At 39.2% G+C, this 16,033-nt stretch carries 18 protein-coding genes and 2 pseudogenes; 12 read left to right on the top strand and 8 right to left on the bottom strand.

All coding sequences use genetic code 11. The annotated features are described in order from the left end of the window. Positions 1-52 precede the first annotated feature (52 nt). On the top strand, positions 53-160 hold the full coding sequence (locus FTU38_RS17065) for a hypothetical protein (RefSeq protein ID WP_372551473.1): 108 nt from the start codon (positions 53-55) through the stop codon (positions 158-160). Positions 161-304: 144 nt separating this feature from the next. On the opposite strand, the gene FTU38_RS14580 is transcribed toward FTU38_RS17065, so the two are convergent. After that, complete coding sequence (locus FTU38_RS14580) at positions 305-523, bottom strand: hypothetical protein (RefSeq protein ID WP_000550047.1); 219 nt, start codon at positions 521-523, stop codon at positions 305-307. 30 nt (positions 524-553) lie between these two features. After that, positions 554-1,936: an IS200/IS605 family accessory protein TnpB-related protein gene (locus FTU38_RS14575; RefSeq protein ID WP_168370265.1), complete on the bottom strand. Its 1,383-nt coding sequence runs from the start codon at positions 1,934-1,936 to the stop codon at positions 554-556. Positions 1,937-2,578: 642 nt separating this feature from the next. On the opposite strand from FTU38_RS14575, the gene FTU38_RS14570 reads away from it, so the two are divergent. Continuing rightward, entirely contained in the window at positions 2,579-3,778 is a 1,200-nt protein-coding gene (locus FTU38_RS14570) for an integrase arm-type DNA-binding domain-containing protein (protein ID WP_005245164.1), read from the top strand. Between the two features lie 41 nt (positions 3,779-3,819). On the opposite strand, the gene FTU38_RS14565 is transcribed toward FTU38_RS14570, so the two are convergent. After that, entirely contained in the window at positions 3,820-4,233 is a 414-nt protein-coding gene (locus tag FTU38_RS14565) for a Cd(II)/Pb(II)-responsive transcriptional regulator (RefSeq protein ID WP_005245163.1), read from the bottom strand. Positions 4,234-4,312: 79 nt separating this feature from the next. Between FTU38_RS14565 and FTU38_RS14560 the strand changes: the two genes are divergently transcribed. Together FTU38_RS14560 and FTU38_RS14555 are read left to right on the top strand one after the other, a co-directional pair. Continuing rightward, positions 4,313-4,717 carry a hypothetical protein gene (locus FTU38_RS14560; protein ID WP_180004480.1) on the top strand — a complete coding sequence of 135 codons (405 nt, stop codon included), beginning with the start codon at positions 4,313-4,315 and terminating at the stop codon, positions 4,715-4,717. Further along, positions 4,704-5,591, top strand: coding sequence for a cation diffusion facilitator family transporter (locus FTU38_RS14555; RefSeq protein ID WP_127800877.1), 888 nt, complete (start codon positions 4,704-4,706; stop codon positions 5,589-5,591). Before FTU38_RS14560 ends, FTU38_RS14555 begins: the two co-directional genes overlap by 14 nt. Before the next feature lie 84 nt (positions 5,592-5,675). Here the strand turns inward: FTU38_RS14555 and FTU38_RS14550 are convergent. Continuing rightward, positions 5,676-5,900, bottom strand: a pseudogene (locus FTU38_RS14550) (efflux RND transporter permease subunit); the annotation flags it as partial. Here FTU38_RS14550 and FTU38_RS14545 point away from each other — a divergent pair. Beyond that, positions 5,900-6,043: pseudogene (locus tag FTU38_RS14545) on the top strand (antitoxin HicB); the annotation flags it as partial. The pseudogenes FTU38_RS14550 and FTU38_RS14545 overlap by 1 nt on opposite strands. A 252-nt stretch (positions 6,044-6,295) precedes the next feature. On the opposite strand, the gene FTU38_RS14540 reads toward FTU38_RS14545, so the two are convergent. Further along, the gene (locus tag FTU38_RS14540; RefSeq protein ID WP_004658363.1) at positions 6,296-6,547 is read right to left on the bottom strand and encodes a hypothetical protein; all 252 of its coding nucleotides are present in this window, start codon (positions 6,545-6,547) and stop codon (positions 6,296-6,298) included. Positions 6,548-6,741: 194 nt separating this feature from the next. Between FTU38_RS14540 and FTU38_RS14535 the strand changes: the two genes are divergently transcribed. Next, entirely contained in the window at positions 6,742-6,963 is a 222-nt protein-coding gene (locus FTU38_RS14535; RefSeq protein ID WP_004658364.1) for a helix-turn-helix transcriptional regulator, read from the top strand. 172 nt (positions 6,964-7,135) lie between these two features. On the opposite strand, the gene FTU38_RS14530 is transcribed toward FTU38_RS14535, so the two are convergent. Further along, positions 7,136-8,280 (bottom strand): IS3-like element ISAba14 family transposase gene (locus tag FTU38_RS14530; protein WP_099046175.1). Its coding sequence is split into 2 segments (ribosomal slippage): positions 7,136-8,016 and positions 8,016-8,280, totalling 1,146 coding nucleotides; the frame shifts between segments, so codons are not numbered across the junction. A 277-nt stretch (positions 8,281-8,557) separates the two neighbouring features. On the opposite strand from FTU38_RS14530, the gene FTU38_RS14525 reads away from it, so the two are divergent. After that, on the top strand, positions 8,558-9,346 hold the full coding sequence (locus FTU38_RS14525) for an aminoglycoside adenylyltransferase domain-containing protein (protein ID WP_038350081.1): 789 nt from the start codon (positions 8,558-8,560) through the stop codon (positions 9,344-9,346). 289 nt (positions 9,347-9,635) lie between these two features. Here the strand turns inward: FTU38_RS14525 and FTU38_RS14520 are convergent. Together FTU38_RS14520 and FTU38_RS14515 are read right to left on the bottom strand one after the other, a co-directional pair. Then, positions 9,636-10,801, bottom strand: a protein-coding gene (locus FTU38_RS14520; protein WP_119285041.1) for an IS3 family transposase whose coding sequence is annotated in 2 segments (ribosomal slippage) — positions 9,636-10,543 and positions 10,543-10,801 — 1,167 coding nt in all. Because the reading frame shifts where the segments join, the coding sequence is not laid out codon by codon here. A 235-nt stretch (positions 10,802-11,036) separates the two neighbouring features. After that, complete coding sequence (locus tag FTU38_RS14515) at positions 11,037-11,852, bottom strand: APH(3')-I family aminoglycoside O-phosphotransferase (RefSeq protein WP_000018323.1); 816 nt, start codon at positions 11,850-11,852, stop codon at positions 11,037-11,039. Positions 11,853-11,981: 129 nt separating this feature from the next. Between FTU38_RS14515 and FTU38_RS14510 the strand changes: the two genes are divergently transcribed. The 5 genes from FTU38_RS14510 to FTU38_RS14490 all read left to right on the top strand — a co-directional run bounded on the left by FTU38_RS14510 (position 11,982) and on the right by FTU38_RS14490 (position 15,814). Further along, entirely contained in the window at positions 11,982-12,686 is a 705-nt protein-coding gene (locus FTU38_RS14510; RefSeq protein ID WP_001067855.1) for an IS6-like element IS26 family transposase, read from the top strand. 72 nt (positions 12,687-12,758) lie between these two features. After that, positions 12,759-13,352: a tyrosine-type recombinase/integrase gene (locus tag FTU38_RS14505; protein WP_205779272.1), complete on the top strand. Its 594-nt coding sequence runs from the start codon at positions 12,759-12,761 to the stop codon at positions 13,350-13,352. 189 nt (positions 13,353-13,541) lie between these two features. Beyond that, positions 13,542-14,708 carry a tetracycline-inactivating monooxygenase Tet(X3) gene (locus tag FTU38_RS14500; RefSeq protein WP_024160783.1) on the top strand — a complete coding sequence of 389 codons (1,167 nt, stop codon included), beginning with the start codon at positions 13,542-13,544 and terminating at the stop codon, positions 14,706-14,708. A 147-nt stretch (positions 14,709-14,855) separates the two neighbouring features. Continuing rightward, positions 14,856-15,593, top strand: coding sequence for a recombinase family protein (locus FTU38_RS14495; RefSeq protein WP_001366550.1), 738 nt, complete (start codon positions 14,856-14,858; stop codon positions 15,591-15,593). After that, complete coding sequence (locus tag FTU38_RS14490; protein WP_000743213.1) at positions 15,590-15,814, top strand: hypothetical protein; 225 nt, start codon at positions 15,590-15,592, stop codon at positions 15,812-15,814. The genes FTU38_RS14495 and FTU38_RS14490 overlap by 4 nt, the downstream gene beginning before the upstream one ends. Positions 15,815-16,033 lie beyond the last annotated feature (219 nt).

Genomic DNA, 16,033 nt, shown 5'->3' with positions numbered 1-16,033 from the left:
TGTTAAAGGGGAATTGTTTAGAAATTTCCCTGTTTATAAGTAAACTGCCTTTATGAAAAGCACCATGCTGACTTGGATTAATAAGCGGAATGTAGTATCACAGTTTGATCGCTGGATTTACGAAAATGGTGTGAAGATTAGCGGTATGGTAAATCGATGAGCTAAAGTGTTGTAGTCCAAACTCGATCTGACAATTACCCATTTTTTAGTGTGCCCGTCAGGTTAAATTTGAACTGAATTTTTCTCAGCCCAAATTCATTTCCAATCAAGTTATGTTTCAAGTGGCGTGCGAACACTGCACAATTTAATTCACGGTGCCTAAGACAGGTATCAACTTCGGACCAGCCATTCTAGCTTTGCTAATGATTTCCACCAGCTCATCATAAGTCAGTTCAAACTTATCCTCACTATCAAATACATAGACCATATTCTTGCCTTCATGTTCAGGTGGAGTAGGTGGTACAAATCGTTTCGGGATAAGAATTTGTGCGAGTTGTTCGTCAGTTAATTTAAATAAGTGCATGTTTTTATCCTACTGTTCCTTAAAATGTATTCAAACATACTCAAGGACTAATTCGCACTCTGTTAATGTCTTGTTGCCAAGCGTGTAACTAGAGCCTGAGTCGGTCAGTTCCGACTTGTAGCGGTCAGTCCGTTCTTGCAATATACGCTTTACAGTTTTGTAAGGCGTATAACGACTTATCTCATTGTCGTTTAATCTTGCAAGCACGTTTCTCGCAGCATTCCAATCAGCTTGCACAACTTCCCCATTGAAACGGTGAAAACGATCTCCCTTACGTGTACCTATTAAAAGGCCATGCAAGAAAGAATCACTTTGCGAAGTATATGCAGAATTGACTAGATGCACCGTAGAACCTCTACGGTGAGATATAGAAGTTAGGGCATTAGCTAACAAACCTTTAGCCCATGTATTTAAGCGTCTATTGGTGTTTTTGCCATAGTTGCGTTTACTTTGAATTGGGGATGTTAAATCTTCCGCAACAATCACTTTGGCTTTATCAACCAACTTGTGAGTTGCTGTAAATATTAATGTTTTGAGCTTTGCTTTTTGAGTATCTTGTCGCTTATCTAGTTTTTTTCGACCTAGATTATTTAACTCAATTTTCTGTTTCTTGTGCGGTTTGGCTTTAGAAATCGCTCTGAGCTTATTTCTACGTTTGTACTTTTGATTTAGGTAGTCTGATTCACTTGAGATCAATTTACCTAAACCATTGCCATATACTTCACCATCAGAATCCACAAAGGCTTCTGAATAACCTTTATCAACACCTACGGTTTCCTGACCACAATCCTGTGTTTCAACTGCATCATAAGTTGAGTGAACTTCAACATTACCGTTTTTTAGAATGATTCTAAGTGTGCCTTGTGGCGCAAAATCAACAGTGGTGTTTAGTGGAATTTTAATGGTTTGTCGAGGGACTAGACTCGGCACTTTAAGCCAACATTGACCATTTAACTCAAAAGTTTTACACATATCCGCACGAACAATAATTTGATTATGTGTGTGATTAACACCATGCTTAAAGTGATTACGCATTTGACGATGGAGGAAATTATCAGTCATCCATTCATCTTTTTTAAGCAAGGTGTATAGTCTTTTTTGTTCATTATTACAGGAGGTGCGTTTTCGGATCGCCTGCTTTACTTTGTCTTTTGATGCTTCTCGATAGGCTTTAATATCACCTATGCAATCACGTAGCGTTTCTTTCCACGCATTTGCAGAAACACCAAAGTCACGACTTTCTTTCATCCACGCATCACGAATAGCTCTGTCACTGATATTCAAACCTGAAATAGCACCATATTTAGCCCACACCTCGCTACGAATACGACCAAGTAAAACAGCTTGTTTCTCAAGCTGTTTGTACTTTTGCACATTCAAGTTTTTACAATGGTGGATGCGTGTTAATTTCACAAAGTCATGCCTAGGTTAAGGGATTGGATAATCAATAGATATGGATGCTAATATACCAAGACACTCACCTAAAATACAAAAGATAATCATTTAAATCTCTAATAAATACCCACCTTGCCACTACTGAATCGACATAGACAAAATGAGAACTTATGCAAATATTTGTCTATATTTTTAGTTATAGTTAATTACTCTCGTAAAACAGCTGACGAAGTCCGAGATAGAATCATTGCGTCAAAACAAACGTGATGCTTATGCACTTATGATGAAAATGAATTAATTATTATTTAATTAAGTTAAAAGACTGCTATATAGCGGTCTTTTTTGTTTTTGAGCTCTACAAATTTTAATGAGTACATATAGTTACTTTTATAAAAATGATAATAAAGGGTAGAGGAGGTCATCTAAGAATTTAAAGCACAAGACTTATTTAACATTGATGACAGAAAAAGTGAGTTGTTGGGAACTTAAAGAAGAGGTGGTACTTATAATGGTTACTAAAATACAAATACTTAAAATATTAAATATATAAAACAATATATTACAAATATATATGATGCGTAGTGTACGCATCATACATAAAGCGTTCTATTTTGATATAATTGATCCAATCAACCCATTGTTAGGTTTCATTTAAATTCCATGAGTCTTACTGAAATTAAAGTTCGCCAAGCTCATTGTAAGGAAAAAACCAGTTTTTTATCCGATGAAGATGGGCTTAGCCTGAAGATTGAGCCGAGTGGAAGAAAATCTTGGTGCTATCGCTATACAGATCCACAAACTAAAAAACGTCGACGCATTCAGTTAGGTCGTTATCCTGATTTATCGCTGAAAAAGGCACGACAAGTCAGAGATGACTTTAAAGACAATGATTTCTGTTTTGAACAAGATACTGCCTCTAATGTCATCACCTTTGGTAAGGTCGGGGAGGAGTGGTTACAGTTCAAACTGAAAAATGCCTTCAACGATCTACCCCGCTGTGGTGTACTACAGTTAGCAGAAAGATGCTTACAGCAAGATATTTATCCAGACCTTCAGGATCTACCTTTTCAAAACATCAAGCGTTATGACCTGGTTTCAGTAATCAAAAAAATAGAGGGACGCCAAGTAAAAGAACCTGTCAAGAAAGCTTGTAGTTATTTGAACCAAATTTATGACTACGCTGTAGCGATGGGTTATTGTGAATTCAACATCGCGCATGGTTTAAATAAAATCGCCATTAACAGTAAAATCAAGAAAAATTATCCGTATTTGAAAGCGGAGGATATATCTGATTTTAAGTATAAATTACAAAAATTGGATGCCCATCCGATTATTAAAAAAGCACTGCTGTTCAAATTACATACTGGCGTGCGAGGGGCTGAATTGTTATTGGCTGAGCCTCATCATTTTGATTTAAATGAAAAAGTCTGGAAAATACCTGCCTTGCATATTAAACAGTTTCGACGAAAAGTCATATTAGGCCATGAGATTCCCGACTTCTTAGTTCCACTTTCAGATCAGGCTTTAGATATTTTAAAAGACGTCATGCAATGGTCATACGGTGAAAAGTACATTTTTGCTAGCCCACGGAAACATAATCAACCGATTCATTTTAATACATTAAATATGGCTATACGTAAGATGGGCTATGGAAAACATCAATTATCCTCTCATGGACTACGTTCCACTTTTAGTACCATTTTGAATGACTCAGGTTTGTTCCAGGATAACTGGATTGAGGCACAACTTTCACATATTGATAAGAACCGTACCCGTGCCAGCTATAATCACGCTGACTATTTAGCCCAGCGGACTGAAATGATGCAGTGGTGGGGTGATTATTTAAGTACTGCTAAGTGAAAATCGTACTTTTATACATAGACTTAAAACATTATGGGGTTTCAAATGGATAGTAAACAATATACTTGCCGTGTTACATGGTCAGCAGAATATAATGAGTATGTTGGGTTGTTCGAACCACAAGCACTAGCCATTTGTTGTAATTCAGCTTTAAGCGCCCTTAATTCTTTCATGCGTTTATTCACTAGTGCAAGTTGCTGATCAATTAATGCATTAACGCTAGAGCAGCTTTCTTCTGGCTTATTTTTTAATTCGATAAGACGTTTAATATCATTGAGTGATATATCTAGGCTGCGACAATGCTTTACGAATTCCAATTGTTTAAGTGCTTTGCTATCATACAGCCTGAAATTACCTTCTGAACGATTTGGATTTAACAGTAATCCTTCTCTTTCATAATATCTAATCGTTTGTATTGAACAGCCCGATTTTTTTGACAATTCGCCTATTTTCATCAATTTCCCCCAGACATTTGACTCTATAGTTACTATAGAGTCTATAGTATAAGTATGCAACGAAAAGGATATATAAAAAATGACTGAGAAATATTTAAACAATACGAATATCGTTAATTTTGAACACAAAGATATCCAATCCTTGATCGATCAACGTAGGTGGAAAAACTTGGATAACTTCAACAAAATTGGTGCCGCTTATCAGTTTGTAAAAGATGATTTTTGTGGTTATGGTGTTGCAACAAAGTGCTTTTCATCACCAGATACAGATTGGCGTGGAGAAAATACCTATATTCAAAAAGAAGGTATTCATGATGACTTTGGGCTTTATGATTCCCCTGATGAGTTCTATTTCGAAAAAGGGACTAACTTGTCGGGGTTCAAACGCTGGATATATCAACGCTTGATACGTCACTTGATTAATATGAATGTATCAAAACTAAGAAATAGAAAAGTACTAGAGGTACAAAATGCACAACCATAATCATAGTCATCAACATGGTAAAGATGACCGTATTGGTTGGGCATTTTTCCTTAATGTGACATTCACTATTATCGAATTTATAGGTGGTTGGCTCACTAACAGTACGGCGATAATGGCAGATGCAGTTCACGATCTTGGTGATAGTCTTTCAATAGGTTTTGCGTGGATTTTAAGTCGTTTTTCAGATAAAGAAGCATCAGATAAGTTTAGTTATGGTTATCGTAGACTTACTCTCTTTGGCGCATTGATAAACAGTATTGTTTTAATCATTGGCTCAATTTGGATTTTATTTGAAGCAATTCCAAAGCTGTCCAATCCTGAAATGCCTGTAGTCGAGGGGATGTTAGGGCTAGCGATACTCGGCGTTGCCGTTAACGGATATGCTGTATTAAAATTAAAAGCGGGTGAAACATTAAATGAGAAAGTGCTGACATGGCACCTTCTTGAAGATGTACTTGGATGGGTTGCCGTTCTTATAGTCTCTATCGTACTGTTGTTCGCTGAACTGCCGATATTAGATCCCCTTTTATCAATAGGGTTCACGCTGTTCATCTTGTTTAATGTTTTCAAAAACCTGAAATCAACACTCGTTTTATTTCTTCAAGCTGCACCCGATAAAGAGACTCAAAAGCGTATTAAACTATCACTAATGGAATTTCCTGAAGTTAATGGTATCCACCACATGCACTTTTGGTCACTAGATGGTGAAAGTCACGTTTTAACAGCGCACCTTGAGCTGAGTGACAACTTTGACGTTAAAGAATTAATTAGGCTTAAACAAGAAGTTGCAGCTAAATTATCTTCCTATCATTTATCGCATACAACGATAGAGTTTGAGTTTTTAAATGAAAATTGTCGGGATGAAGCGCAGTAAGCTTTATCAATAAAATGTTGGGCATACAATATTAAAAGCAGCTTAATTAGGCATAACCTAGTAATTAAGCTGCTTTTTTTGATTTTAAATTTCGTCGGATTGCTGTTTGCTACTCTCAGAGCCATGCGCCCATTGATATAAAATAGGCAATACAAACAAAGTTAAAATTGTAGAAGATACAATACCGCCGATAACAACTGTTGCTAGTGGTCGTTGTACTTCTGCACCAATTCCAGTGTTTAACGCCATTGGAATAAAACCTAAACTTGCGACCAGTGCCGTCATTAAAATAGGTCTTAAACGAATGATGTGCTGAGTTTCCATCATTGTCTTGGCTTGATGCGGATCAGTCTAAAGCATTCTCAGGAATAGAGGAGCTCGTTGCTGATGTTGTCGCTGATATGATTAGCAATAATGAAAAAGTTCCTACACCACTCTCCGGGAAAATATAGTAGGCAGTTTGTTGTCCTTGTTCTCAGTGGTTCAACAAAAACTAGCCCTCGAAGCCGCAGAACGTGGCGTGGACATAAATTGTTTAGTATCAGTAAAAAGAGCGATGTAATTTTAGTACGAGTGAGTGATAGAGCAGGAACCTATGCTTCATATATTCAGTAAATGGTATGTTTTTGAATTAATAGGTATTTTTAAATAAAGCTTTCTTTGATTTAGTGCTTTTTATTTAATAAATTAATTTTAAAAACAACTTAGGCTAATTGATAAACACTATCTGGAAAGATTAAAAGAAAATATTTTTTAATTTCTGCTAATTCATTTAAGGCAGGTTCCCTTTCAAGCAGTTGAAATGTCCAAATAAGTACAGCCTGATGATTATCATAGCAAGTATTTACTCCAAGAAAATTAGCCATTCCATAACTTCTATTGATGTTCATTTCTTTAATTAATTGATTTCCTAAGTCACGAGCTTGCTGGCTGATCAATAACTCATTTGGTAACACGGCGGTCATCTCCACAAAATAATCTAATGCAGGTTCAATCCTTATATTTAAAAAGTTATAATTTAGTTGAAATGGATAAAATATACTTTCTATAAGTTGTAATAACCTGCTGTAGGTTAATTTTAGCAAAGTATTACTCAGTCAACAACTTCAAATAACCCACAGCAAGTTATTTTTTGTAAATTAATTTAAATATGATTACTTGTAAGTTATCTAGCCTCATGGGCGATAGAAAAATTTTAAAATTAAGTGAAGTGGTGCATGCAACAGGTATCAATCGCAACACGCTCACAAGTATGTATTATGACCGTGCTGTACGTATTGAATTACCAGTCGCCGATAAGTTGTGTAAGTACTTTAACTGTACGATGAATGATTTGTTTGAGTTTAAGGAAGAAGTTGAAGAAAAAGATTAACTTAATACTTCGTTTGATAAGTTTTTCGAAGAAAAAGACTAGCCAATACTTAGTTTGATAAGTTTTTCTCTGCAGATCTAATATTGAATTTTATAAAATATCATTACAAACAGAGGTGGTTCCACTTGTTTGAACAACTAAAAGCGTATTTATAAGTGATATTCCGCTCTAGTTAAGCCACCTTGTTTTGTTGGGGTAGCTGATCATAGTAAAACTCATTTGGTGTCATTTTGTCTAGACTCGAATGAGGTCGTTTCAGATTATAAAACTCAAAATATGCACTCAATTGCTTTTTCGCATCTGTGACACTGCTATAAGCTTTGAGATACACCTCTTCATATTTAACGCTCCGCCATAATCGTTCAACCATCACATTATCTACCCATCGACCTTTACCATCCATACTGATTTGAATGCCATTTGATTTCAATACATCAATAAATGCATCACTGGTGAACTGACTGCCTTGGTCTGTATTCAATATTTCAGGTGATCCATATTTTTCAATCGCTTCATTTAAAGCCGAAATACAAAAATCCACCTCCATACTAATCGATACCCTATGCGCAAGTACCTTGCGGCTATGCCAATCAATCACAGCACATAAATAAACAAAGCCTTTTGCCATAGGGATATACGTTATATCCGTAGACCACACTTGATTACTGCGCTGAATAGCCAATCCTTTGAGCAGATATGGATATTTACGGTGAGCTTGATTAGCCTGGCTTAAATTTGGTTTGCAATATAACGCCTGAATACCCATTTTCTTCATTAAAGTACGTGTATGACGTCGTCCTATATGATGCCCTTGACGATTCAACAAATCACGCATCATACGACTGCCTGCAAAAGGATATTGCATATGTAATTCATCAATACATCGCATCAGCTTCAGATCTGATGAGCTAACAGGTTTTGGGCGATAATAATAACAACCACGAGAGACTTTCAGTAACTTAGCTTGTTTAGATACTGAAATCTGAAGTGAGTGATCGATTAACTTTTGTGGTTGAAGCGGCCCAGTTTCTTCAACACACCTTCTAAAAAATCAATTTCTAATGCCTGCTCACCGATTTTTGCATGTAACTTTTTAAGATCAATGGGAGGTTCTGATGGAGCTTTTGATTGATCGAAAGCTTGTGAGGAAGCTGAGATCAATTGATTTTTCCAGTCAATAATTTGGTTTTGATGAACATCAAACTCAGAACTCAATTCAGCAAGTGTTTTTTCTGCTTTGATCGCAGCAAGTGCTACCTTAGCCTTAAAGTCGTTTGAATGATTTCTTCTTGGTCTACGTGCCATAAAATACTCCATATATTGATGTTTATAACATCATTTGAGGAGCAGAGTATCACTTATAGGAGTTGTTCAAATTTCCGGATCCATCTCTAAGTGAGGAGGAAATGACTCTTACTATTCAGATGTTGTTTCAAGCTTTTTTTGATTGATAGAGTTTTATGTATTAAACTCTATATTGAAAGTAAATATATTGTAAAAATAGTATGTTATTTACTAATTGATTAAATTATTTACACTTATTCTGTATAATGCTCTATGAATTCATTACTTATTTTTTTAAATTAAAAATCATATGCAAAGCTTAAATGATGAAGAGTGTCGCCAAGTTGAAAGTGTAAAACAGCTTTTACAAAAAAATTTTAAAGATAAGCTTTATGCTATTTATTTATATGGTTCGTATGTTGATGGTGGTTTAAAACATAAAAGTGATCTTGATATTTTAGTTATTATTGAACGTGAAATTACCGATCAGGAAAGAAAACAATTAGCGCAGAATTTTCTAAATATATCTGTTCCGATTGGTCATGCTACAGCGCGTGCCTTAGAAATTACGATATTAGAAAAAGGGAGTATTACCAATAAAAATCATCCATATACATATCAGCTACAATATGGCGAGTGGTTGAGAGAAGAATTACTCAAAGGTGAATTACTTTATAGTCAATCTGATCCAGATATTAGTATTTTACTTAAAACTGCCCAATTACATAACATTACTATCTTTGGACCTGATATTTGCGATTGGTTAAATCCAATTAGCTATGAACAATTAATATTTGCCATGCAAAAAACTTATCCACAAATTATTGCTCATTGGAAAGACGATCAGGATGAATGTAATCAAATTTTAGCGCTATGCCGTATAGCTTATACATTAGATCATAAAACAATAGTTGCCAAGGATGTTGCTGCGACATGGTTTTTAGAATTCTTAAGTCAGATAGATCAAGACATTTTGCAACTCATAATAGATGAATATATTGGGCAAGGTCATGAGCAATGTTGGTTAGTTTTACATGATCAGCTTGCTAAAATTGTTAAAGAATTACAGCATAAAATTGAACCACTACTTTTTAACTGATGTGGAAGTAATGGATATGCTTCTTAGATTATTACCTCACTATATCTCTAAATACCGAAGAGACTTGATATTGCAAAGGGGGGCGTGGTTGGAGTTGCATGAAGATTTTAAATAAAAGCGGAGGAACTAGGGTAAAAGTTGCCAAAAAGTTTCTTCTGAAATGACTTTTATATTATGACGTTTAAGCAAAGCGGAGGTAACTCCATTGCCATAGATCTTATTCCCATTAAATTGACCATCGTAAATCTGATGTGTGCTGAATTAGCAGGAGACTTTCACTTGGGAGATTCTAGGCAGCTAACCGATAAAAGTCTTCTGCCATTTGATTTGGTGTCTTAAAATCCAAGCCTTTTTGAATTCTTCGCTGATTATAAAATAACTCTATATATTTTGTAATATCCGCTTTGGCTTCTTCCCTTGTTTTGTAGTTGCGATGATGGACTAGTTCATTTTTGAGTATGCCCCAGAAACTCTCTATCGGTGCATTATCAAAGCAGTCGCCTTTTTTGCTCATTGAACCCTGAAAATCAAATTTCTCAAGTAAGTTTCGATATTCATTACTGCAATATTGGCTGCCTCTATCTGAATGTACAATGAGATCTTTAGCAGGTTTCTGATTGCGAATAGCCATATTCAATGCATCACAAACAAGCTTGGCTGTCATGCGCTCATTTAAGCTATAGCCAACAACCTGTTTCGTGTAAAGATCTTTGACAGCTGCCAAGTACAACCAGCCCTCAGCCGTCCAAATGTAGGTAATGTCACTCGACCACGCAAGATTAGGCTTCGTCATTGAAAACTGTTGCTTGAGTAAATTGTCATAAATAGAACGGTTGTGATCACTGTTCGTGGTTCTTTTGAAACGCTTATGGCGCTTACAATACAACTGATTTGATTTTTTTATTTGGCGCACAGCATACGTACTTATTTTGATACCTTGCGCTTGTAAATGCTTGGTTAATCGAACATAGCCATAGCTTTGTTTGGTTTCTTCATGGGCTATTTTGACCAAAATTGTCTGCTGATTTCGCTGAATTGATCTTTTACTCATGCCTCGCTTTAGCCAATCATAAAAGCGAGAAACGGATACACGAAGTAATCGAGCCATTAAAATAATCGGAAATAAGTGGCTTTGCGATTTCATATAGGCGTACCTCACTGACTTTCTTTGGCAAAGTACGCTGCTGCCTTTTTTAAAAATTCACGTTCCATTTCAGCTGTTTTGAGCTGTTGTTTAAGCTTCTTATTTTCTTCGAGTAAGGCGTTTAGATCGGGCGAATACTGTTTTGTGCCTGCTAAAGTTCCAGCCTTTGCTTTGTTATTCCAGTTCGAAAGGGTTTGCATTGAAATGCCAAGTTGTCTAGCGGATTCCGATACATTACCTTGGTTCTCTTCAATGGCTTTTATGGCTTCAGCTTTAAATTCTGCGGTGTAAGTCTTCTGTTTCTTGCTCATGGTAAACTCCTAATGAGTATGTATAGTTTACCAAGTTAAACCCTCCTGTTTTTTAAGCACACATCATTGCGTGACAGGTACAATAATGGAATAAGATAAATTTATGAGTAAAGGATTATGTCCACGATAAGCACCTGGGTCGATTCCTGGGAGGCGGCCATGAGGGTAGGGAAGCGCCGTCCCGTCAAGTCAGCGTAATGCTCTGCCAGTGTTACAACCAATTAACCAATTCTGATTAGAAAAACTCATCGAGCATCAAATGAAACTGCAATTTATTCATATCAGGATTATCAATACCATATTTTTGAAAAAGCCGTTTCTGTAATGAAGGAGAAAACTCACCGAGGCAGTTCCATAGGATGGCAAGATCCTGGTATCGGTCTGCGATTCCGACTCGTCCAACATCAATACAACCTATTAATTTCCCCTCGTCAAAAATAAGGTTATCAAGTGAGAAATCACCATGAGTGACGACTGAATCCGGTGAGAATGGCAAAAGCTTATGCATTTCTTTCCAGACTTGTTCAACAGGCCAGCCATTACGCTCGTCATCAAAATCACTCGCATCAACCAAACCGTTATTCATTCGTGATTGCGCCTGAGCGAGACGAAATGCGCGATCGCTGTTAAAAGGACAATTACAAACAGGAATCGAATGCAACCGGCGCAGGAACGCTGCCAGCGCATCAACAATATTTTCACCTGAATCAGGATATTCTTCTAATACCTGGAATGCTGTTTTCCCGGGGATCGCAGTGGTGAGTAACCATGCATCATCAGGAGTACGGATAAAATGCTTGATGGTCGGAAGAGGCATAAATGCCGTCAGCCAGTTTAGTCTGACCATCTCATCTGTAACATCATTGGCAACGCTACCTTTGCCATGTTTCAGAAACAACTCTGGCGCATCGGGCTTCCCATACAATCGATAGATTGTCGCACCTGATTGCCCGACATTATCGCGAGCCCATCTATACCCATATAAATCAGCATCCAGGTTGGAATTTAATCGCGGCCTCGAGCAAGACGTTTCCCGTTGAATATGGCTCATAACACCCCTTGTATTACTGTTTATGTAAGCAGACAGTTTTATTGTTCATGATGATATATTTTTATCGGCACTGTTGCAAATAGTCGGTGGTGATAAACTTATCATCCCCTTTTGCTGATGGAGCTGCACATGAACCCATTCAAAGGCCGGCATTTTCAGCGTGACATCATTCTGTGGGCCGTACGCTGGTACTGCAAATACGGCATCAGTTACCGTGAGCTGCAGGAGATGCTGGCTGAACGCGGAGTGAATGTCGATCACTCCACGATTTACCGCTGGGTTCAGCGTTATGCGCCTGAAATGGAAAAACGGCTGCGCTGGTACTGGCGTAACCCTTCCGATCTTTGCCCGTGGCACATGGATGAAACCTACGTGAAGGTCAATGGCCGCTGGGCGTATCTGTACCGGGCCGTCGACAGCCGGGGCCGCACTGTCGATTTTTATCTCTCCTCCCGTCGTAACAGCAAAGCTGCATACCGGTTTCTGGGTAAAATCCTCAACAACGTGAAGAAGTGGCAGATCCCGCGATTCATCAACACGGATAAAGCGCCCGCCTATGGTCGCGCGCTTGCTCTGCTCAAACGCGAAGGCCGGTGCCCGTCTGACGTTGAACACCGACAGATTAAGTACCGGAACAACGTGATTGAATGCGATCATGGCAAACTGAAACGGATAATCGGCGCCACGCTGGGATTTAAATCCATGAAGACGGCTTACGCCACCATCAAAGGTATTGAGGTGATGCGTGCACTACGCAAAGGCCAGGCCTCAGCATTTTATTATGGTGATCCCCTGGGCGAAATGCGCCTGGTAAGCAGAGTTTTTGAAATGTAAGGCCTTTGAATAAGACAAAAGGCTGCCTCATCGCTAACTTTGCAACAGTGCCAGTTTTATTACGAACGTGTTTTGGGTGGACAACGGAAAACATATTTCATCGAAAGACCAAAAAAAGAAAAAACACTTCCTGTTGTGATGAGTGAAGAAGAAACCATTCGGGTACTACGCGCTATTGAAAACGTGAAACACAAGGCTATTCTGATGACTATTTATTCGGCAGGTTTGCGCATTTCTGAATGTATAAACCTGAAAATAAAAGACATTGACTCCAAGCGCATGCAAATTCGTATAGAACAGTCAAAAGGAAAAAGAGATCGTTATACCATTTTATCTGAGAAAACATTAATTATTTTAAGAACATACTTTATGGAATATAAACCAAAAGATTATTTATTTGAAGGTCAAAAAGGTGGCGCATACTCAAGCCGAAGTATTCAAAACATTTTTAAAGCAGCTGTTTTAAAAGCAAAGATTCAAAAGGAAGTTACTGTACATACCTTACGACATAGCTTTGCAACGCATTTGCTTGAGAATGGTACGAGTTTACGTTATATTCAATCGTTGTTAGGTCATTCAAGCAGTAAAACAACTGAGGTTTATACACATATTACCACCAAGGGAATGGAACAATTAAAAAGTCCGATGGATTTGTTAGATATATAGAAAGGATTTGTATATTTGAGCAAAACTTAACAAAAAGCACTATGAATATAAATCCTTTTGAGAGAGTAGAAACGAACGGTAAACGGTTGAAAACGGATTTGTCACTGATAATGAAAGGTTTAGCAAAATAAGATATAGTGGATATATACGCCATTTGGCGTATAGCCACTTGTTATGTGCCATTTTTGAATGACAATGCGAATAGATACAGACAAACAAATGAATTTACTTAGTGATAAGAACGTTGCAATAATTGGTGGTGGACCCGTTGGACTGACTATGGCAAAATTATTACAGCAAAACGGCATAGACGTTTCAGTTTACGAAAGAGACAACGACCGAGAGGCAAGAATTTTTGGTGGAACCCTTGACCTACACAAAGGTTCAGGTCAGGAAGCAATGAAAAAAGCGGGATTGTTACAAACTTATTATGACTTAGCCTTACCAATGGGTGTAAATATTGCTGATGAAAAAGGCAATATTTTATCCACAAAAAATGTAAAGCCCGAAAATCGATTTGACAATCCTGAAATAAACAGAAATGACTTAAGGGCTATCTTGTTGAATAGTTTAGAAAACGACACGGTTATTTGGGATAGAAAACTTGTTATGCTTGAACCTGGTAAGAAGAAGTGGACACTAACTTTTGAGAATAAACCGAGTGAAACAGCAGATTTGGTTATTCTTGCCAATGGTGGAATGTCGAAAATAAGGAGCTTTGTTACCGACACGCAAGTTGAAGAAACCGGTACTTTCAACATCCAAGCTGATATTCTTCAACCGGAAATAAACTGTCCCGGATTTTTTCAGCTATGCAACGGCAACCGATTAATGGCGGGACATCAGGGCATTTTATTGTTTGCCAATCCCAATAATAATGGTGCATTGTATTTAGGAATTAGTTTTAAAACGCCCGATGAATGGAAAAATAAAATTCCCTTAGATTTTCAGGACAGAAACAGCGTTGCCGATTTTTTATTGAAAAGATTTTCCAAATGGAGTGAAGTTTACAAACAATTAATACGTTCGGTATCAACATTTCAATGCTTGCCCACAAGGAAATTTCCTTTGAACAATGATTGGAAAAGTAACCGTCCATTACCCATAACAATGATTGGCGATGCTGCTCATTTGATGTCGCCTTTTGCAGGACAGGGTGTAAATACGGGATTATTGGATGCTTTGATATTGTCTGAAAACCTTACAAACGGAGAATTTACAAGTATTGAAAATGCCATCGAAAACTACGAACAACAAATGTTTGTTTATGCAAAAGATACGCAGGACGAATCGACAGAAAACGAAACCGAAATGTTTAGTCCCAATTTTTCGTTTCAAAAATTATTGAATCTATAAACAGTAAGAAAAAACGGCTACTAACAAGCAGTTTTGCAATAGTGGGCAGAAGTGCAAAATTGAACTTGTGTGCTTCTATCAACTTTTGTACATTAGCTGCCAGTTTAAGATGGGTGCATTTGAGTATGCCCAAAGGAGCCCGCAAGTATGCGCAGGACGAAGCCAGTAGCCGCGCCGATGGTGGCGCGGGTCTATCTGCGCGTCAGCACCGACGCGCAGGACTTGGAACGCCAAGAGGCGATCACTACGGCCGCGAAGGCCGCCGGCTACTACGTCGCCGGCATCTACCGTGAGAAGGCATCCGGCGCACGCGCCGACCGGCCTGAGCTGCTGCGCATGATCGGCGACCTACAGCCCGGCGAGGTGGTCATTGCCGAGAAGATCGACCGCATCAGCCGCCTACCTTTGCCCGAGGCCGAGCGCCTGGTGGCCTCGATACAGGCCAAAGGCGCACGCCTGGCCGTCCCTGGCGTGGTCGATCTATCCGACCTGGCGGCCGAGGCCCAGGGCGTCGCCAAGATCGTGCTGGAAGCCGTGCAGATCATGCTTTTTCGCCTGGCCTTGCAGATGGCCCGCGACGACTACGAGGACAGGCGCGAACGCCAGCGCCAAGGCATTGAGTTGGCCCGCCAGGCCGGGCGGTACAAGGGCCGCCGTGCTGATCCGAAGCGCCGCGCCCAAGTTGTCGCGCTGCGCAAGTCCGGCTACAGCATCAACAAGACCGCCGAGCTGGCCGGGTACAGTGCGGCCCAGGTGAAACGGATATGGGCCGAGGTCAGCCAGGCCGAAGCGAAGCAGCACGGCGCGTTCGTGGAGGACGCATTGACGGAAGCCGATGCCCTGGCCGCTGTCGGCCAGGATGAGCGCCAGGAGGAAAGGGCATGAAGAAGCCGAACCAAGACGACGAGCCGTTTTTCATCACCGAGGAGATTGCGGCCGAAATGATCGCCGGCGGCTATGAGTTCGAGCTGCCGCCCATTCCTTGCACCATCCGCCTACGCGACGTGCTGGAGCGCATGACCGATGCTGAGCTAGCATTGCAGCCGGGCGAGATCGCCGACCAGGAGCGTGAACGCTGCCGGCGCAAGCCGTGTTCAACCTCATGATCTGGTCATGGTATTTTTCATGGCACTGAGCCTGATAGTTCTTGCAAATTGTTGTCACTAAAGGGTTTTGTGTGCTTGTTTACAATCGAGTGGGAGTGACGGGCACTGGCTGGCAATGTCTAGCAACGGCAGGCATTTCGGCTGAGGGTAAAAGAACTTTCCGCTAAGCGATAGACTGTATGTAAACACAGTATTGCAAGGACGCGGAACATGCCTCAT

It is taken from the genome of Acinetobacter sp. YH12098, from assembly GCF_013419235.1.
GTDB classification, from domain to species: domain Bacteria; phylum Pseudomonadota; class Gammaproteobacteria; order Pseudomonadales; family Moraxellaceae; genus Acinetobacter; species Acinetobacter amyesii.
The sequence above is the reverse complement of the archived record's forward strand: the minus strand, read 5'-3'. Positions and strand labels throughout refer to the sequence as shown.